Here is an 18,055-nt window from a genome sequence, read left to right as displayed (position 1 = left end):
ATGAAGGGCTTCCGCAGCACGGGCGCGGCCCAGCGGTTCCTGTCCGCGTTCAGCGGCATCTCACCCCACTTCCGGCCCCACCGCCACCTGATGACAGCCTCCGACCACCGCGCCGAGATGACCATCCGCTTCGCCGTCTGGGACCAGATCGCCGGCGCTGCCAGCCGGCCCAACACGGCCTGAACACAGGCCCTGACCGTGGGCCCACCACGCCCCGACGCACCATCAGACAGTCACGCACTCAACAACGTGACAACGCCATCGTCTACGCTCCGGCCGCGATCGGACTGCGCCATCAAGCGCACCATCTCACCGAGCGGCTGTTCACGCTGACCGGCGTCGATGAGCCGGCGGCACTTCTTGAGCGCACCGAACAGCGTGCGAGGTTTGATCAACTGCTGGGTGCCGAGGCGGGCCAATTCGCCGATCTCCAAGCGGGCATCGTGGTCCTGACACCCCTGCTGGCCAGCGCCGTCGCGGTCTGGCTGCCGCACTGAGCCCAGGGAGCTTCGCAGTGGTCCATGGGCCGTACCAGTGCAGCCAGGCGGCAAGACATGGCTGGTAACTTGACCCCATGACGGTGGCATTGATCGACTCAGGATTTGGCCTCCTTTCCACTACAGGCTGGCTTCGGCACCTCGCCCCGGAACTCGATCTGCTTCTGTTTCTGGACCCCGACGGGGCTCCCTGGGGATCGAGGACGGCCTCCTTCGTTACGGACCGTCTGTTCGCCGCCGCTCAATTGGCCGTCCAGCGGGGCGCGGAGGCCATCGTGGTTCCCTGCAACACCGCCACCGTCACCGCGATCGACGCTCTGCGCGAGAGGTTCGAACCGCGCGTGCCCGTGATCGGAACCGTGCCCGCCGTGAAGTCGGCCGCAGCGGCCGGCCAAGGCATCGCCGTGTGGGCAACCGTCCGGACTACGTCGAGTGACTACCAGGATCGCCTGATCGCGGACTACGCGAACGGCATGCCTGTCGCGCGTGTCGCATGCCCCGGTCTGGCCGAGGCGATCGACCATGGCGACATGGCCGCGGTAGCGGAAGCGATTGCCGACGCAGCCGAGCGAACCCCCAAAAATTGTGACTCCGTGGTGCTGGGATGCACGCACTATCCCCTGGTGGCGCCAGAGATTCTGCAGAGCCTGCCCGCCGGAACCACCTTGTACGACAGCGCGGAGGCAGTCGCTCGCCAAACACTGCGGCGATTGGGCCGAACCAGGGAATCGCACAGCACCATGGGCTCCATCGACGTGGTACTCAGCGGTCGCTGCGGAAGCCTCCCGGCAGGCGCCCACGCCTACCCAGTGGGCCACGCCCTTGCCGCAGCAGGGCGAGTACCCCGCGAAATTCTCGTCTCCGCCGTAACTCGCTCCCCGATGGCTGCACCGGCGATCTGAGCAAGCCCCAGATCCTCTGCACCTTCTCGGCCGAGTAATTGTCAAATCCTGTGGATCATTGTCTGCACCAGCGAAGTTCGGGTGGGTGCCCCCGAGTGTCGACGAGCGCGGCTCGTTTGTGACACTCGTCCCCATGACCAGCAGCAACGCCCTTGGCTTCACCCAGATCGTTGACCCGCACGAGATCACTGACGAGCTGAAGCAGACCCTCGTGGACTGCTGGACCGAGGTGAGCAATGCGGGTGGGGCGGCCGGGTTCCCCTTTCCGCCGGTGGACGCCGCCGAGGTCACCGCTGTCCTTGACCGCATCATCGAGAAGCTCGCCCCAACGACCAGCCGCCTTCTGATCGCCCTGGCCGATGGCACCGTCGCGGGCTGGCTGAACATCCGCTGCGATCCCCACCCGCCCGTCGCGCACTGGGGCACGATTCACCACGTGCAAACCCGTCTCGGCGTCCGGGGCCAGGGGATCGGCGCGGCATTGATGAGCCGGGTCCGTGAGGTCGCCCGCGACGAGATGGGCCTGGAGCAGCTGCACCTTGCCGCCCGCGGTGGTGTCGGTCTTGAAGAGTTCTACGGCCGACTCGGCTGGAAGGAGATCGGCAGGTGGCCCGGCGCTCTGCGGCTGGCCTCCGACGACGATCGCGATGAGGTTCTCATGATATTGTCGCCTTTGTGACACCCAGCAACCTGATCTTGGCCCAGGTAGGGCACGACGACAGGGACAGCAAGGTTGTCATGCCGAGAGGGGCTGCGTGCGCTCGATGAGCTGTCCGCATTCGAAGCGGGCTCCGGCGCGGACGACGGCGACGAGGTGAGGTGAGTTCACGGCCCGCCAGCGGGCCTGGGCGGACTCGACGAGCTTGAAGACCATGGCCAAGGCGGCGGCCGCGCTGCCGGCACCTCGGGTGACCTTGGTCCGCAAGCGGACGGTGGCGAAGGTCGACTCAATCGGGTTCGTTGTGCGCAAGTGGATCCAGTGCTCGGCGGGAAAGTCGTAGAACGCCAGCAGTTCGTCGACGTCGTCGGTGATCTTCTTGACAGCCTTGGGGAACTTCGCGCCGTAGCTCTTGGCGAACGCGGCGACGGCCTTGAGCGCGTGGTCGCGGTCCTCGGCGTTGTAGATCTCCTGCAGGGCCTTCTTCGCGCCGGGCTGCGCGGACTTCGGCAGGGCGTTCGCAACGTTGGCGATCTTGTGAAGCCGTAAAGAATCAAGGTGCTGCTTTACAGGGACAGGCTCGTTGTCAGGGTATGGCGGTTCCGGAGGAGATCTGTTCCCAACTCCAATGCACGTTCTCGGTGTTGTTGCCGCACTTGAACGAGCGGCAGCGGCGGCTGGCCCTGGCTACCGAGGCCCGGCTGCTCGGGCACGGCGGCGTACGGGCGGTAGCGCGGATCGCGCAGGTCAGCGAGACGACCGTGCGTCGTGGTGTATCGGAGCTGGAAGCGGGGGCCGGGCCGCTGCCGGACGGCCGGGTGCGTGCACCAGGCGGAGGCCGCAAGCAAGCCGAAGCCAACGATCCTGCCCTGCTCAAAGCCTTATTGGGCCTTGTCGAGCCAGACGAGCGGGGAGATCCTCAGTCTCCGCTGCGGTGGACGACGAAGTCGCTGCGCAACCTGGCCGAGGAGCTGACCCGACAGGGGCACCCGGTGTCCGCGCCGACGGTGGGTCGGCTGCTCAAGCAGGAGGGTTTCAGCCTGCAGGCGAACGTCAAGACCCTAGAGGGTGCCCAGTGGGGGGCGTTGGGCGGCCAGGCGGCGGGCGCGGGTGGGGGAGGATGCGGCTCGGGCCTGTGCGGCCTCGAAGCTGATCCGTCCGTCCTCGGTGGTGATGACGGCTTCGCCGTCGAGAACGGTCCCGGCCGGGAGGTGGTGGCCGGCGAGGGCGAGGTCGCCCCATGCGGCGGTGACGTCTCTCCCGGAGCGGGCCGGCAGGCGGACCACGTCGTCGGTACGCCACATGATCATTCTGTAGTCGTCGAGCTTGATTTATGCGCTGTTGAGCCTGTCTGCGGTCCGGGCGGCCTCGGTGGCCGGTATGTGGTGGGACTCGGTACCGGTCTCGATCAGGCTGGAGAGCATTCGCGTTGTGGCACGTGACCGACCTGCGCCCGGTGGACAGCCCGACTCGGACGAGGCTGTTGCCGACCATCCGCAGCGAAGGGTAGCGCCTGGGTTCAGTTCGTTTGAGCGGGCACGAGACCGAACGTCGGCACCAGACTCGGATCGTTGAACGCCGTGATACGGCTGATCCGGGCGCCGATCAGGGCGATGACCTGGACGCCGTACGCCTCATACCGGTCCTCGCCCGCGCGTTTGTAGACGACGAGGGCGGGCTGGCCGTTCGCGCGGGTGGGAACCATCCGCCATAGGTCCTTGCGGAGGACTTGGCCGGCCAGGAACCCGACGACGGCCCGTCGGCCGGTGAACCAGGTCGGGATCGGCGGCATTTCGAGCTCGACGTCGGCTCGCAACAATTTCACCAGCGTGTCAGGGTCGGGCCGGGTGAACGCCTCGACGTAGCCGTCGAGGAGGGCTTGCTGGGCTTCCGCATCCGGTTCGGCCAAATCGTCCTCGACCGGTCCGGCCTCGGCCAGGCGGGCCCGGGCACGGCGCAGCGCGCTGTCGACAGCCGCAGTCGTCATATCGAGCATTTCAGCGACCTCGGCTGTCCGGAACGCCAGTACATCGCGCAACGTGAGCACGGCTCGCTGTCGGGCGGGCAGCAACTGCAGTGCGGCGATGAAGGCGAGCCGCACTACAGTTCTCCCGGCCACGACCGCGGCCGGGTCGTCGGCTCCGAACAGCGCGTCGGGCGCGGGCTGGAGCCATGGCACGGACGGCTCGCGGGCAGCCACGAGCACCTGGTGGTCGTCCGAGGGTGCGCCCAGGCCCGACGGAAGTGGCCGCCGGGAGCGCGTTTCCAACGCCGTCAGGCAGGCCATAGTGGCGATCTTGTACAGCCACCGCCGCACCGAGGAGCGGCCCTCGAACCGGCCGAACGCGCGCCACGCTCGCAGGTAGGTCTCCTGTACCAGATCCTCGGCATCATGAATTGAGCCGAGGATCCGGTAGCAGTGCGCGAGTAGTTCCGACCGGAACGGTTCGGTCAGGGCGGAGAACTCGGAGTCCGAGGTCATCGCGGCTTCTTTCGACGGTGCGGTGAGGACCAATGTAGGGGGCGGCTCAGCTGATCGGGTGCAGTCCGGCGCTGCTCACCCGATACTCCAGACTGCTAGCAGCGTCCGTTGCCACGTCGATGACGGCCTTGGCGACCTGGTCCGGAGTGAGGATCGGCTGCAGGCCTTCGACGAAGGCTTCCCGGTCGACGCCCTGACGTGCGGCGTAGCCCTCGACTCCGACGGAGCCGAGGCCGGTGGCTGGGGTGAGCTGCGGAAGCAGCGTGACGAAGCGAATGTCCAGCCCGGCCCGTTTCGACTCGTCGGCCGCGTATCCGCTGATGTACCGGATGGCTGCTTTGGCGCTGGCGTACCCACCGCTGAGCGGGGATCCGGCCAGGGCCGCGCCGCTGGACATCGCGACGACCACACTGCCAGGCGCCAGCGGCTCCAGCAGCGCCGCTCGCATCCAGGTGAAGACGTGCCGGGTGTCGACGTGCCAGTTGCGGCTGAAGGTCTCCCAGGTCTGCTCGTGCAAGGGCGCCATGTGCGGCGTGACCCCGGCGTTGAGGACGAGCAGACTGGGTCGGTGTTCGCGGATCACCCCCTGCGTGAGCGCTTCGTCGGTGGCATCGGCAGCGAAGGATGTGAAGCCCTCGCCGAGTTCGTCCCGTACGGCGCGCAGCTCCGACTTGTCGCGGGCGATGCCGATGACGTTGGTGCCTGTGGCGACGAGCGCGGCGGAGAGCGCGCGCCCGAAGCCACGGCTCGCACCCGTGACGACGGCGGTCGGGAAGGGAAGGGGCATCAGACACTCCGAAATGGTGGTCGGGTTCGGTCTGTATCTAGACCAGCCGGCGCGGGAAAATCCGTCGCCGACCCCGAAACTGCGTGCTTTATGCGGTCACCCGTGCTGCAACGGAGACGTGGGCCCGTTCGGCTGCGGAGCTTCGGCAATGCTGCTTCCGTCTGCGTGGGCCCACGCGCCCGGTCAGCGTGTGATGCCGTGGACAACGGACAGAGCGAAATCTCGTAGCTCCAGTCCGTGCCGGTGGGGAGTTCCGGTACGGACTGGGCGAGGGCGACGGAGACGGGCCAGTCCACCCGTCCAGCCTGCGGCGATGTCGGCCACGGTGCGCGCCCGCGTCACCACCGCGGGCCGGGGTAGGTTCGCAGCGGCGCGCAGACGCCGGGTGCCGGTCTAGGAGAAGGCCTCATAGGCCAGGCTGGAGTCAGGCGTATCCCGACGACCACACACCGCTACGAACTCAGTCGTACACACCACCCTCCAGCCGACTTGTGCCGGCCGGACTTGGGCGCCTACACCCCGGATTAGTAACGGTGTGCCGGCACGTATGTGTGAGGACATCAGCGCCGGTGGCCTCCGCCAATGACCAGTCGCAGCAGGGTGAAGCGCACCACGGTCACCAGGGCGAAGCTGGGTACCAGCACCAGAGTCTCGCGTGCAGGTGAGGCGGTGGGCCGGTAGTGGCGGAAGAGCAGGACTGCTCCGGATGTGACCAGGTACGCAAGGACGAACAGGACGCCTGCCACCAGGTGTGCCCGGACGGCACGGACCGGAGAGCCGCGGAAGGTCAGCCGCCGGTTCGCCTCGGTGTTGAGGACGGTGACGACGCCGAGCGAGGCGAGATTGGCCACGAGAGGAGGCGACCAGTGGCGCAGCCCCCAGTACAGCAGGGCCTGACCCGCTGTGGAGGCGACGCCGATCACGGCGAACCAGCCGGCCTGTCTGGTCAGGGTGGCGTGGCCGGGCCGGTTGGAGGCGCTGTGCCGCGCGCTGGGGCGTCGCACCTTTCCATCATGACCCGGGGCACGGGGGATCTGGGGGACTGCCTGAAGCAGTGGTTCGACCGTTCGGCTGGTGACAGACACCCGCTTGCACCTCAGGCCCGGTCAGCCGGCCTGGTGTGTGTCAGCTTGTGAATGTCTTGTCCGTCAGGCACGGGGCCACGCATGGAACCGCCCCGTCGTTGGGGCCGCTCAGCGACTGGAGGCGAGGGCCGATGGAAAGTGGCGGACGGCCGTCGGGGCCGGCACCGTCCGGTGGGTCGCAACGTCGGGGATCGGCCGGAGAGCGCACGCGGGCGTGGCGTGAGCGCGTGGAGGCTGCTCTGGGAGCTGCGACCGTTCGTACCCGGGCGACAGCGCGGCGGATCGGTCAGATGCCCCCGCCACCGGGTCCGTTCCGTCCTGGGTTCTGGCGCAGTCCGATCCGCGGGCCCTGGCTGACGTCGGTGTTCGGCCTGGTGCTGCTGATCGGCATCCCGCTGCTGTTCGTCACCGGGCTGCTCTCCTACGCCTCCTACAACCCAGGGCTGAGCCCCCTCAATGACGAGACTCCCGACAAGGGCGTGCTGGGTTTCTATCTCTTCAGCTGGCCCACGCACCCCTACTGGCTGTACCGGTTGCTCCAGGGCGTGCACGTGACGCTGGGTGTGGTCCTGGTGCCGGTGCTGCTGGCCAAGCTGTGGTCGGTGATCCCGAAGCTGTTCGAATGGCTGCCGGTACGCTCCGTCGCCCACGGACTCGAGCGGCTGTCTCTGCTGCTGCTGGTCGGCGGCGTCATCTTCGAATTCGTCACCGGGATCATCAACATCCAGCTCTACTACGTCTTCCCGGGCTCGTTCTACCGCCTGCACTTCTACGGCGCCTGGGTGTTCATCGCCGCCTTCGTCGTCCACGTGTGCCTCAAACTCGCCCGGATGACCCGCGCCCTGCGCTCGCGCAGCCTGAGTACCGAACTGCGCACCGACCTCGCCCACACCGTGCCCGAACCACCCGACCCCGACGGCCTGGTGGCGGCCGCCCCCGCCCCACCGACGATGACCCGCCGCGGCGCGGTGGGCATGGTGGGAGCGGGATCTTTGCTCCTCCTCGTCGTGACCGCCGGACAGAGCATCGGCGGCTGGATGCGCGCCACCGCGCTCCTCGCACCACACAACCGCGACCCCGGCAGTGGCCCGAACGCCTTCCAGATCAACAAGACGGCGGCGAAAGTGGGCGTCACCCCCGCACTCGTCGGCCCCACCTGGCGACTGGAGGTCCACGGGCGCGGAGCGCCACAGGTCTTCACCCGCGAGCAGCTCCTGGCCATGCCCCAGCACGCCGCCGCACTCCCGATCGCCTGCGTGGAGGGATGGTCGACCGAAGACCAGCACTGGAGCGGCCTCCGGCTGGCCGACCTCGCCGCCATGGCCGGTATGCCCGATGCAGGAAGCGTCTTGGTCCAGTCGATTCAACCCCCCGGCCCCTTCACCAGGGTGGTGCTGCGGGGCAACCAGATCCACGACCCCCGAGCGCTGCTCGCCCTGCGCGTCAACGGCGCACATCTCTCGCTCGACCACGGATACCCGGCCCGCATCATCGTCCCGGCCAACCCCGGCGTGAACAACACCAAGTGGGTCCACCGGCTCACCTTCAGGGCGTGACCATGGCACGATTCGTCCGCTGGTACGGCTCCGGCCCCCTGCACCTTCTCGTCCTGATCGCCTCGTTCGCCCTCACCGGCTACGCCATGGTGCGCCTGTTCGCGGTCCAGCCTTGGGAGGTGGCGATCTGGTTCGTGGGGGCGGCGATCCTGCACGACCTGATCCTGCTGCCCCTGTACTCGCTGGCCGACCTGTCGGCCCTCTACGTACTCCGTCACCGCGCCGCCGACAGCCCGACGGTGCCATGGATCAACTATCTGCGCGTCCCCACCTTCCTGTCAGGTCTGCTCCTGCTGGTCTGGTTCCCCCTCATCTTCCGCCGCGCGGTCCCCTACCCCGGAGACACCGGGCTGTCCGACAGCGTCTACCTCGGCCGATGGCTGGCGATCACCGGCGTGCTTTTCGGTGCCTCGGCGCTGACCTTCGCACTCAGACTGCGCCGCGTCCTCCTAGCCGCCCGCGCCGACGAGGAACGCCCACCGCCCGATCGTGACAACCCCCCGTGACGACCGAGGAGAACCGACCCGCACGCCGGGACCCCTAAAACGAGTTCCGGCACCTGAAACCTGCGCAGGTCAGCGCCTCATCTCAGGCTCAGCGGTTCGGGCGCCGCTGGGCGACGAGGGCAGCGATGTCGTCGTGGAGCTCGCCGCCGCTGTAGGTGATCAGGTCGCGGTGGAGATGGTCGAGGAGCTGGTGGGGCGCCTCGCCGCTCCATGAGCGGATGCGTTCGGCGAGGGGGTAGAAGGCGCCGGAGCGGTCGCGTGTCTCAGTGACTCCGTCGGTGTACAGCAGGAGCTGGTCTCCGGGGTGGAAAGGGGCGAGGTCGACGTGGTACCCGTCGCTCATCAGCATGCCCAGGTTGAGCGGCGGCGAGGGAGCGGCGGGCTGCAGTTCCCGGACCTCGCCGCGGTGCAGCAGTAGCGGGGGCGGGTGGCCGCAGGTGACGGTCCGGACGACCGGTTCGTCGTCCGGGATCTCGGCGAGGAGCGCAGTGATGAAGCGTTCAGCGATCTCCGAGCCCGGGACCCCCGGGTACTGGGACGCGTGGCGGCTCATGCTCGTCTCCAGGCGGCACGCGAGGTGGGGCAGGTCGGGCGCGTCGTGGGCGGCCTCGCGGAAGGCGCTGAGCAGCGTCGCGGCCGTCCGCACCGCGAGCAGGCCCTTGCCGCGTACGTCGCCGATGAGCAGCCGTACGCCGTGCGGGGTGCGTATCGCCTCGTACAGGTCGCCGCCGATCCGGGCTTCCGCCGCGGCGGCCAGGTAGAGGCTCTCGAGCGTGACGTGCCCGAGGTGTCGCGGTACCGGATGCAACACCGCCAGCTGGGCGGTCTCGGCCACCGAGCGGACCTGAACCAGCTGATGGGCACGTCGGCCCAGCAGACGGTTGAAGAAGACGGCGAATGCCGCAATCGCCACGAGGGTGGCCAGCTCAGAGTAGGCGGTCGCATCCCGCAGCCCATTGAAGTCCACCATCAGGCCGACAAAGATGGCGCACGCGCCCACTCCGGTGAGCACGGTCCCCCGCAGGGACAGCAGCGCGGCGGCAGAAACCATGGCCGTGGCGAGGAAGGCATCCGGCCTCACATCGCGGGGTGTGAAGAGGCCGAAGAGCAGGCCGCCGAACAGCAGCAGAGCAGGCAGCACGGGCAGCAACCTGTCCCGCGCACCGGCGCTGTGCGGGACTCCGCGTTCCTGAGGAGACCTCGCCACCGTGCCGCTCCCTCGCACAGGTCGAGCGGCAGCCTGGGCCCGGAAGCCAAGCCACCGATTTGGGTAATTTTATCGCCCTTCGCCCGTAGCCCACGAACAACCCGGTGACCTGGTGGTGACGCGCAGGCGTCACCAGGTCACCGTGCCGTTCGGCGACGAGATCGATGGAGAAGGTATGCAGAAGGTCACCGGGGTTCATCTTCGGTGAGCTCCGTTTCCCTGCCGCCCATGATGGCCGCGATCGCTCTCCTAACCAGTTGAGCAGCCTCTCGCAGCCGCCTGAAGATCCTTCCATTGCCGTTCGGGCGCCTACCCATCGACGCCCAACCCAACGTCAAGCGGGATCACTACCGCGCGTCACGACCCCGTGACCTGCGAAAAGAGGATGTGACACAGCTTCTGAGGGAGCCTGGCAAACCCTCCTGCTGGCCGACGGGAACATCGGTATCGGCGGCGACCCCCGGGCCCTGCTCCGGCGGTGTACGCAGCTCATCGCACCGACGGGTGTCCTGCTCGTCGAGGTCGAGCAGATCGACGTGGCAGAGCGCTGTACCGCATGGGTGGAAGACACCCATGGCCATCGGGGTCCACCGTTTCCCTGGGCACGTCTGGGCGCTCCGGCGCTCCGCCGCATCGCGCCAGAACTCGGCCTCGGCGTCACCGACGAGTGGCGGAGCGATCACCGGAGCTTCCTTGGGCTCAGCCCTCAGTGCACTGCCCGGGGGCGTCCCAGCTGATGGGGGATCGGCGATCCGGTTGCCGCGGTCTGGATGGGTGGCACCAGTTCGCCGCCGGGCTGCGGCGCCGGGGGCCTCCAGCCGGGGGCGACCGACGCCCAGCCCTCGGGGCTGCGGGACAGGAGCTGCTCGGTGTAGGCGAACTGGTGCAGGACCGCGGAATCGAGCGGCCAATAGCACTAACGGCGCTTTCGAAAGGTTATGTGCAGCCCATGTGATGCTCCTGCGGGGATTCTCGGTAATTGTATGTGCGCGTCGTGCGCGTCTGGGTGTCCGCAGTCGCGCCCCGTGATCACGCCAGGCAGTCCTCGAGGTCATTACTGGTCGGCCTTGGCGGTCGGCAAAAGGAATCCCTCATCCGCATAATTGGGAAAGTTGCAGAATGTGTGCCCAAATGTGGGATATCCCGGGCGGTGTGTAACGCGGCGGCGGCTGCGTGACGCAGACCTATACGGGTCCGCGATGATTTTCAGGCGGGACCGTCAAGAGACTCTCGTGAGAGGCGACCCAGGAGGCGGTTGCCTCACCCCGGCTTGCAAGATGATGCGTCAGATTGGATTCCAGTGAGCAATCCCGACCCGATGCCCGGATACCCCTCCTACGGCCAAGCCCCGGGCGAACCACGCCGCTACCGGCGGAACCAGGGCGCTGCCCGACGGACGGCCCTGGCCATCCAGACGGTCGCCGACATTGCCGCCGGCTTCCTGTGCCTGTGGATCCTGCTCCACTTGCTCGGAGCCAATGAGGGAAACGTCTTCGTCGAGTTCGTGCACGGAACGGCCGACTTGTTGGCCTGGTGGTCACAGGACATTTTCACCATGGACACAGAGGCCCTTCGGGTTCTCCTCAACTACGGTCTGCCCGCCCTGCTTTATGTGCTCGTCGGCCATGGGATCGCTGTGCGGCTCAGTCGCGTCTGACCGCATTCCTGCCCTTGAACTCACCAAGGATTTCAGGGCCCGTTCAGGCGGCACAGAAGTACGACACCAAGGAGGACGAGCCCTGTGACATCCAACCCGGCCGAAAATGATCACCTGCCGGTTTACGAAAGCCTGGTGCGTGAACGCGGTGATGCCGTGGCAGAAGCTCGCGTGGTGGCGGAAGAGACGCAGCGCCGGATAGCGCAAGTCTTGAACTGGCATGACGCACGCCATCTCGGGCACGCTTCGAGCTAACTCGCCCTGGAAGTCGGACTGCGGAGCCTTGTATGAGCAGCCTGGACATCGTGTCCGCCGGCTACAGCGGCTTCGCGTCACTGGCGCCGGGTGCGTCCGGGACCCAGCGGGCCAGCTACCACTTCCAGGGCAACGCCCACGCCACCAACTCGACCCACCACTTCAAGGGCGGGTTCAACGGCAACTGGCAGACGACCGACACCGTGGACGTCGCCGCCCGGGTCTTCGCCCCCTGGGGGAGGAGCGCAACCTCAACATCAACACTGAACTGCGGGTCGAGCGCGGCACCTCGAGCCCGAGCGCCACCAGCTTCATCGAGATGGACTCAACGGACGGCAGGATCAAAACCGTGTACCACCTGGCCTGGAAGCGGTGTCTGTGATCTCCTGGCGCTGCGATCGGCGGGTGCGTCCAGACCAACCCGCTACGCCTCGTCGGCGCGCTACGACGAGCGGTCCCTGCGGGCATCGCTCACCTGCTTTAGTGCTCAACTTCCCGACAGGGCACGTGTGGTGCTGGACGTGGGCGCGGGCACGGGCACGGGAGTGCCTACCCGTGCACTGCGGGAGATGATCTCCGCCGATGTGATCGCACTCGACCTGTCGTGGAACATGGCCCGGCAGGTATCGGGGCGGCCCACCGCCGTTGTCGCCGACGCCCAGAGACTGCCCGTGCGCGATGCGTGCGCGGACGGTGTTCTGCTCATGGGGTGCATCCACCTCATGCCGGATCCGCTGTCGGTGATGCGGGAGGCCCGCCGAGTGCTCCGCAGCGGTGGCTGCATCGCCGTTGCCACGGTCCTCAGAGAGGACTTGCAGCGGCAGGTGTTCCACCAGAACTTCCCGGAATTTCACGCCTTCGACCTGTCACGGCACTTCTCGCTCGGCGATCTTGAAGGTTTGGCCTCCCACACGAGGATGGACCTGCGCGCTGTCCACGAGACCACGGCTGACATTGTCTTCCCTGATGCCGTATCGCTCATCGACTTCGTCAGGAACAGACCGTTCTTCGGCCTCCGGCAGATGCCGCAGCACGAATTCGAGTCGGGTTTTGAAGCCTTCGCCCGTCGTGTCAAGGAATGCTGGCCCGAGGGTGCAGTGCACAGCGAGAACAGAACCATCACCGTAGTCTTCGGGGCCCAGCCGTGAGCCGCCCGACGCTGGAGACCACCTGGGAACGCAGTGAACGCATCGCTACCTACGTGATCCTCGCAGTCCTCGTGATCGGCGAAGCGCTAGCTCCGGCGATACCCGCACTCGACTCCGTCCTGAACCAGAACGGGGCAATTGCGCTGCTGGCCGGCGCCTTGTTGCTGGTGTTCAGGATGATTGTGCGCAGTCAAGACGCAACAAGCGGCAATCTGAGGCAGGTCGAGTTCGGCGACGGCGTCAAAAGAGTCGTCGGAGCACGACCGCGCAAGGGGGAGATCCTGCTACTCGCCAACGACGGAAGCAAGTACTACCACTTCATCTCGGACACGGACTTCACATCAGAAACGGCGCGGGTGCTTCTCTTCGATGCCTCGGCGGCACGACACTGGTCCCGGCTTCTGGACCGGGGTGCTGTGGGCACGCTGGAGATCCGGCACCTGGCGGGAACACCGCTGGTGCACTTCGTGTCCGCCGACGAGAAGGCAGCCATGTTCGGTACCTTCATGCTTCGGAATGCGGGCTCCCCGTCCCCCAGCCAGACGTTTCTCGCGACAAACGCTTCATCCGACGGCCGGGAAATGATCGACGCCCTTCGGCGGATGTTCGAGCTGGCCTGGCAGCAGGCGACGCCGGTGCCCGTGGCCGCGTGATCCGTCCTGCCCCAGGAGTGCGAGCACACCGCAGGGCGTCTGAGGCGCGCGAGTATCGACACCAGCAACTGCACCACCAGAGCACACTCCGCCGATCAGGCCGGTGGCAGCACGAGGTGCGCCCGGCCGTGGCAGTGCTCTGGATACGGGCCGCCACCCGGTCTCTGCCCGAGGAGCAATCCCTGCGCACCGGTTTGCTGTTCTTCAAAGGCGCTGTGACCTGGCAGCGTCTGTCAGCTTCCGTAGGCGCCTTCAATGGCTCCGGCGTTGATCAGAGCGACACGTAGTGTCTCGCGCTCGGGGGTGTTCCCGGCGGGGGCGTGGGCGTAGAGGGCGGCTGTGTGGCGGACGGTCTCGGAGCGGCGCTAGATGATCAATTCCAAGGGATGCCTGCGGAGGGTGTGGGGTGGGCGGCGGCCGAAGCCACCGCGAGACGGTCAGGCGGCGGGCTGCCGGCCCTGGTTGTCGAGGTGGTAGCGGGCGGTCAGGCGTCAGGGTCGACTTCGGAGTGCGTGAACCTCACGGGCTTGCCCAGCGACCGGGCGTAGGCGATTTCGGCTCGGGTGCTGTCTCCGATGTAGTCGCCGACTACGAGCACCTCATCAGCGAGCCGGATCTTCGCCCGGTGCAGACCGTCGAGTCGAACCTTCAGAGCCTCGGCCTCGACAGGATCGGACCAAAGTTCGTGCGGCGACTTCATGTCACAGCCCGGTTTGACGACAATCTTTCCGGCTTTGGTCTCCCGCAGATCGGCCTCGTTCATCTCGGTCATGAAGCGGGTGGAGCCGCAGATCACGACGATACACGGGAGGCTCAACAGCTTCTTCGCGTCGGCGAGCTTCTCCTCGGGGGTGAGCAGTTGCGGGTATGACACTGGTTCCTCCTGGTGGTGTGGTGCAAGGGGTGCCTGCGGAGACGAGAACGAGGGTGTCCAAGATCGTTTTGTGACGAACGACGTGGACACCCTCGCGACAGCACTCTATGCAACGACCGACGACATGCTGAAGGAGCATCCCGACCTGGCGCCGTGGCGCCGCCGGTCGGCATTGCGCCCCGCCTGAGCGATGCCGAACTGGTCACCCTCGCCACGATGCAGGCCATACTCGGCTACACCTCCGAGGCCAAATGGCTCCGCCATGCCCGTGCCCACCTGCGCCACCTCTTCCCCTACCTGCCCCAGCAGCCCGGCTACAACAAGCGGCTGCGCAAGGCCGCCGGTCTGATGCGAAGCGTCAACCGGATCCTGGCCACCACCACCTCGGTGTGGAGCGACGACGTATGGGTCGTGGACTCCACCCCGGTGGAATGCGGCCGCTCCCGCGAGACCGTCAAACGCTCCGACCTGGCAGGTTGGGCCGAATACGGCTACTGCGCCAGCCACAGCCGCTTCTTCTGGGGCCTGCGCCTGCACCTGGTCTGCACCCTTCAGCGCCTGCCCATCGCCTTCGCCCTGACCGGGGCCAAGGCCGACGAACGCGAGACCCTCCTCGACCTCCTGGCAGCCGAATGCGAGCTTCTGCGAGAGCGCCCCGACAGACTCTCATCGGCAACAAGAACTACTTCGGCCGTGGTTTCGCACGCGAACTGTCCGAGCACGGAGTCCAGTTGCTGCGGCCTGCCCGTAAAGGAGAACGGGAACGGCCTGGCGCAGCCCTGTTCAAGCCGCTGCGACAGGTCATCGAATCGATCAACGAGACCTTCAAGGGACAGCTTGACCTCGAACGGCACCGAGGGCGCACACCCGGAGGTGTCATAGCCCGCGTCATGCAACGCATCCTCGCGCTGACCGCCGCGATCTGGCACAACGACGCCACCGAACAAACCGTCCTACGCTCACTGATCGCCTACGATCACTGACCCCTTGGACTAGATCATCTAGGGGAGGCGGGCCAGCAAGTGGGCGTCGAGGAAGCCCCGCTCGGAGGCCGGGTCGTGGAGCAGCCGGGCGAATGTGACGAGCCCGGCCCCGGCCAACAACTCGACGAACCGGTCCACCGGCCAGCTATAGGCGGGCGTCACCCTCGGCTGCGCAATCATCTGCTGGCGGCGCCTCAAAAAAACAGTGCTGATCTGAGCCTCAGCCCGAACCGGCGACCAGTGCCTCGCCGAGCGGGGTGCGCCGGTAGAGCACCGACCGTCCGGACCGGGCGCGGACGAGCAGCCCCGCGCCTCGCAGGATGGCGAGGTGGTCTCCTACCGCGCCGGGTGTCATGGCGAGGCTTCGGGCGAGGTGGCTGGTACTGGCCGGGGCGTCCAGCGCCACCAGCAGCCGGGCTCGGGCCCGGCCGACCAGAGCGGTCAGCGTGTCCGGTTGGGGGACGGTCTCCTGTTCGCCCCACAGGGCGGCGGTGCCGCGGGCACGGTAGACCAAGGTCCTGGGCCAGGGGTCTTCCACTTGGGTGGCGATATGCCCGACGATGGCCGAAGGGATCAGCAGGAGCCCGTCGCCGGCGAGGCGGACTGTTCCGCCTCGGAAGAAGCCGATCTCGATACCGCCGGCGCGCCAGGCGATGCCCGGGTGCAGGCTCTCGATGGTCGCGGCCCATCCGTGTTCGCCGATCACACCCACCCGGTGCACGACATCGCGCTCACAGATCGCGCGCAGTTGCGGCCAGTCCGCGGCGAGCAGCTTGTGCCACGCCTGGTCCATCGCCTCGGCGATCCTGGAGACGGCGTCCGTCGAGTCCAGCACTGCGCGTGCGCGGGGATCACGGGCGGACGGGCCGGTCGCGGTGGCGGCGAATTCGTGGCGGGCCGCTTCCAGCGGTGTGGCCCGGATCACGGCCAGGTCGTCAGCCCAGGTCTGGTTGAGGCCGCGCGGGGGCGGGGCGACGAAGTTCGGTCCGCCTTGCGGGGCCTGCAGCGCGAGGGCGGCGTCCAGTTCGGTCTCGCGGCGAAGCCGTTCAAAGGCCGGCATGAGCCGGGCGGCCCAGGCTCGCGGCAGCGGCTGGCCTTGGCCGGCGAGCGAGCGCAGCAGCAAACAGAGGTCCAGTGCGGGCGACAGCGCGAAGCGGCTGCGCAGCAGGTCCTCGACGGAGACTTCGAAGCGCAGCACCCTGCCAGGCTACCGCGGGACGTCTGTTCCGATTCGTCCAGCGACGAATCATTGGTGAGTGGCGTGGGTGCACGGCGAGGCTGGGCGTCATGATCCCAACCGCCGAACTCGCGCAGGTCAACCACCGTGCCACCTACAGGGAGGTGCTGGCCGAGCCGCGATTCCGGCTGCTCTTCTCGACCCGCGCCGTCGCGATCACTGCGGGCGCGCTGCGGATCACCACGTTCTCGGTGCTGGTCTTCGCGGCCACCGGCTCCGCGCTGTTGAGCGCACTGGCCTTCGGCGTCGGCTTTCTCCCGCAGTTGTTCGGCTCGCTGCTGCTGGGCTCACTGGCCGACCAACTGCCGCCCCGCGCGCTCATCGTCGGCGGCTACGCCTTGGAGTGCGCCGCCGCCCTGCTGCTCGCCCTGGTGTGGATGCCGATCGCGGCGAGCCTCGGGGTCGTGGCGCTGGTCGCCCTCGCCACACCGGTGTTCGGCGGCGCGTCGAGTCGGCTGGTCGCGCAGTGGCTGGAGGGCGACGCCTATGTACTGGGCCGTTCACTGAACAACATCGCCTCCTCTGGCGCGCAATTGTTCGGTCTGGCGCTGGGAGGTGCGGTCGTCGCGGTACTCGGCCCGCACCGGGCGCTCGCGGTAAGCGCCGCCCTCTACCTCGGCTGCGCGCTCGCTATCCGCCTCCGGCTACCCCGGCTGCAGCCGGGAGAGTTCGGCGGCACCCCCGCCAGCGCTCGGGGCGATGGCGGGGCCGTCCGGGCAAGCCTGCACGGTGCCGGCCTGCTGCTGCGCGGACACACGGTGCGACGACTGATGCTGGCCCAGTGGCTACCACCCGCGTTCGTAGCGGGCGCGGAAGGCCTGATCGTCGCCTACGTGGGAGGACGCCACTTCGCGCCCGGCTGGTACGCGGTGCTGATGGGCTGTCTGCCGGTCGGCATGCTGGTCGGTGACCTGCTGGTGGGGCGACTGCTACGGCCACCCACCCGGGAGCGACTGGTGGTCCCGTTGATCGCGCTGATGGGACTGCCGCTGGTCGGCTTCGCCGCCGAGCCCGGAGTGGGCGTCTCGTCCTGTCTGCTGCTGCTCTGCGGCTTCGGATTCGCCTACGGTCTCGGCCTGCAACGGCCGTTCCTGGACGCCCTGCCGCAGGATGGCCAGGGCCAGGCCTTGGGCCTGCTCGGCTCCGGCAGCATGACGCTGCAGGGCGTCGGGCCGGTCTGCTTCGGCTCGGTGGCCGCAGGCATCGGAACAGGCGGCGCAATAGCCCTGGCAGGCGGCGCGGCGGCGCTTACCGCCGGCTGGATTCTCACCTGGCACCCGCCCACATCTCCGGTCCCCGTCCCGAACTACTCAACGGGATCAGAGAACGGCACCGAACAGCATGCGTGTAGTTCTCCTGCGCAGTAACCGTCGCAGGTCGGGTCGGCCGCGTGCCGTCACGCACCCCACCCCCACCCCCACGTCTCTCTGACAGACAGTCATTCCCGGTAGCTCATTGTGCAAGGAGTCCTAAGGGCGTGCAGATCTTTAACCCGTGGCTTTCCGCCCGGTGATTCGTTGGTCTGACATGGGTGAGTTGGAAGAGCAGCGGGCCATGTTGTCAGCCAA

Annotated in this window: 16 protein-coding genes and 6 pseudogenes; 13 read left to right on the top strand and 9 right to left on the bottom strand. The window is 67.6% G+C overall.

Annotation, left to right across the window (positions count from 1 at the left end; translation table 11 throughout):
- Positions 1–183 (top strand): annotated as a pseudogene (locus ACFVWD_RS52980) (IS6 family transposase); the annotation flags it as partial.
- Positions 184–233: 50 nt separating this feature from the next.
- Here ACFVWD_RS52980 and ACFVWD_RS52975 read toward each other — a convergent pair.
- The gene (locus ACFVWD_RS52975) at positions 234–434 is read right to left on the bottom strand and encodes a hypothetical protein (RefSeq protein WP_389605907.1); all 201 of its coding nucleotides are present in this window, start codon (positions 432–434) and stop codon (positions 234–236) included.
- Positions 435–574: 140 nt separating this feature from the next.
- Between ACFVWD_RS52975 and ACFVWD_RS52970 the strand changes: the two genes are divergently transcribed.
- Together ACFVWD_RS52970 and ACFVWD_RS52965 are read left to right on the top strand one after the other, a co-directional pair.
- Positions 575–1,399: a glutamate racemase gene (locus ACFVWD_RS52970; RefSeq protein WP_389605905.1), complete on the top strand. Its 825-nt coding sequence runs from the start codon at positions 575–577 to the stop codon at positions 1,397–1,399.
- 133 nt (positions 1,400–1,532) lie between these two features.
- Entirely contained in the window at positions 1,533–2,078 is a 546-nt protein-coding gene (locus ACFVWD_RS52965; protein WP_389605903.1) for a GNAT family N-acetyltransferase, read from the top strand.
- A 57-nt stretch (positions 2,079–2,135) separates the two neighbouring features.
- Here ACFVWD_RS52965 and ACFVWD_RS52960 read toward each other — a convergent pair.
- Positions 2,136–2,597, bottom strand: a pseudogene (locus ACFVWD_RS52960) (transposase); the annotation flags it as partial.
- Positions 2,598–2,650: 53 nt separating this feature from the next.
- Here ACFVWD_RS52960 and ACFVWD_RS52955 point away from each other — a divergent pair.
- Positions 2,651–3,133: pseudogene (locus ACFVWD_RS52955) on the top strand (ISAzo13 family transposase); the annotation flags it as partial.
- Between the two features lie 443 nt (positions 3,134–3,576).
- Here ACFVWD_RS52955 and ACFVWD_RS52950 read toward each other — a convergent pair.
- From ACFVWD_RS52950 to ACFVWD_RS52940, 3 genes are all read right to left on the bottom strand, one after another.
- Positions 3,577–4,572, bottom strand: coding sequence for a sigma-70 family RNA polymerase sigma factor (locus tag ACFVWD_RS52950; protein WP_389605901.1), 996 nt, complete (start codon positions 4,570–4,572; stop codon positions 3,577–3,579).
- A gap of 13 nt (positions 4,573–4,585) precedes the next feature.
- Positions 4,586–5,326 carry an SDR family oxidoreductase gene (locus ACFVWD_RS52945; RefSeq protein WP_389605900.1) on the bottom strand — a complete coding sequence of 247 codons (741 nt, stop codon included), beginning with the start codon at positions 5,324–5,326 and terminating at the stop codon, positions 4,586–4,588.
- 560 nt (positions 5,327–5,886) lie between these two features.
- Positions 5,887–6,330 carry a GtrA family protein gene (locus ACFVWD_RS52940; RefSeq protein ID WP_389605899.1) on the bottom strand — a complete coding sequence of 148 codons (444 nt, stop codon included), beginning with the start codon at positions 6,328–6,330 and terminating at the stop codon, positions 5,887–5,889.
- Positions 6,331–6,701: 371 nt separating this feature from the next.
- On the opposite strand from ACFVWD_RS52940, the gene ACFVWD_RS52935 reads away from it, so the two are divergent.
- Both ACFVWD_RS52935 and ACFVWD_RS52930 read left to right on the top strand, forming a co-directional pair.
- On the top strand, positions 6,702–7,967 hold the full coding sequence (locus ACFVWD_RS52935) for a molybdopterin-dependent oxidoreductase (RefSeq protein ID WP_389605898.1): 1,266 nt from the start codon (positions 6,702–6,704) through the stop codon (positions 7,965–7,967).
- A 2-nt stretch (positions 7,968–7,969) separates the two neighbouring features.
- Complete coding sequence (locus ACFVWD_RS52930) at positions 7,970–8,473, top strand: hypothetical protein (RefSeq protein ID WP_389605909.1); 504 nt, start codon at positions 7,970–7,972, stop codon at positions 8,471–8,473.
- A gap of 88 nt (positions 8,474–8,561) precedes the next feature.
- On the opposite strand, the gene ACFVWD_RS52925 is transcribed toward ACFVWD_RS52930, so the two are convergent.
- Complete coding sequence (locus ACFVWD_RS52925; protein ID WP_389605896.1) at positions 8,562–9,680, bottom strand: PP2C family protein-serine/threonine phosphatase; 1,119 nt, start codon at positions 9,678–9,680, stop codon at positions 8,562–8,564.
- Positions 9,681–10,980: 1,300 nt separating this feature from the next.
- On the opposite strand from ACFVWD_RS52925, the gene ACFVWD_RS52920 reads away from it, so the two are divergent.
- From ACFVWD_RS52920 to ACFVWD_RS52900, 5 genes and pseudogenes are all read left to right on the top strand, one after another.
- A complete protein-coding gene (locus ACFVWD_RS52920; protein WP_382261652.1) occupies positions 10,981–11,337 on the top strand; it encodes a hypothetical protein in 357 nt (118 codons plus the stop codon).
- An 84-nt stretch (positions 11,338–11,421) separates the two neighbouring features.
- Complete coding sequence (locus ACFVWD_RS52915) at positions 11,422–11,592, top strand: hypothetical protein (RefSeq protein WP_181647158.1); 171 nt, start codon at positions 11,422–11,424, stop codon at positions 11,590–11,592.
- A 32-nt stretch (positions 11,593–11,624) separates the two neighbouring features.
- Positions 11,625–11,974: pseudogene (locus ACFVWD_RS52910) on the top strand (DUF4360 domain-containing protein).
- Entirely contained in the window at positions 11,856–12,740 is an 885-nt protein-coding gene (locus tag ACFVWD_RS52905) for a class I SAM-dependent methyltransferase (RefSeq protein WP_389605908.1), read from the top strand. Before ACFVWD_RS52910 ends, ACFVWD_RS52905 begins: the two are co-directional and overlap by 119 nt.
- Positions 12,737–13,393: a hypothetical protein gene (locus tag ACFVWD_RS52900; RefSeq protein ID WP_389605894.1), complete on the top strand. Its 657-nt coding sequence runs from the start codon at positions 12,737–12,739 to the stop codon at positions 13,391–13,393. Before ACFVWD_RS52905 ends, ACFVWD_RS52900 begins: the two co-directional genes overlap by 4 nt.
- A 484-nt stretch (positions 13,394–13,877) precedes the next feature.
- Here the strand turns inward: ACFVWD_RS52900 and ACFVWD_RS52895 are convergent, their stop codons facing one another.
- Positions 13,878–14,267 (bottom strand): hypothetical protein, encoded by a 390-nt coding sequence (locus ACFVWD_RS52895; RefSeq protein WP_389605892.1) that lies wholly within the window; start codon positions 14,265–14,267, stop codon positions 13,878–13,880.
- Between the two features lie 70 nt (positions 14,268–14,337).
- Between ACFVWD_RS52895 and ACFVWD_RS52890 the strand changes: the two are divergent.
- Positions 14,338–15,250, top strand: a pseudogene (locus tag ACFVWD_RS52890) (IS982 family transposase).
- 18 nt (positions 15,251–15,268) lie between these two features.
- Here the strand turns inward: ACFVWD_RS52890 and ACFVWD_RS52885 are convergent.
- Positions 15,269–15,415, bottom strand: a pseudogene (locus tag ACFVWD_RS52885) (SAM-dependent methyltransferase); the annotation flags it as partial.
- A gap of 55 nt (positions 15,416–15,470) precedes the next feature.
- Positions 15,471–16,448: an ArsR/SmtB family transcription factor gene (locus ACFVWD_RS52880; RefSeq protein WP_389605891.1), complete on the bottom strand. Its 978-nt coding sequence runs from the start codon at positions 16,446–16,448 to the stop codon at positions 15,471–15,473.
- An 89-nt stretch (positions 16,449–16,537) separates the two neighbouring features.
- Here ACFVWD_RS52880 and ACFVWD_RS52875 point away from each other — a divergent pair, with 89 nt between their 5' ends.
- Positions 16,538–17,854, top strand: a complete 1,317-nt coding sequence (locus ACFVWD_RS52875; protein ID WP_389605889.1) for an MFS transporter — start codon at positions 16,538–16,540, stop codon at positions 17,852–17,854.
- The last annotated feature ends 201 nt before the right edge of the window (positions 17,855–18,055 follow it).

Origin of the sequence: Streptomyces sp. NPDC058086 (assembly GCF_042885015.1) — a bacterium.
In the GTDB taxonomy this organism is placed as follows: Bacteria; Actinomycetota; Actinomycetes; order Streptomycetales; family Streptomycetaceae; genus Streptomyces.
This window is presented reverse-complemented; position numbering and strand designations above follow the sequence as displayed.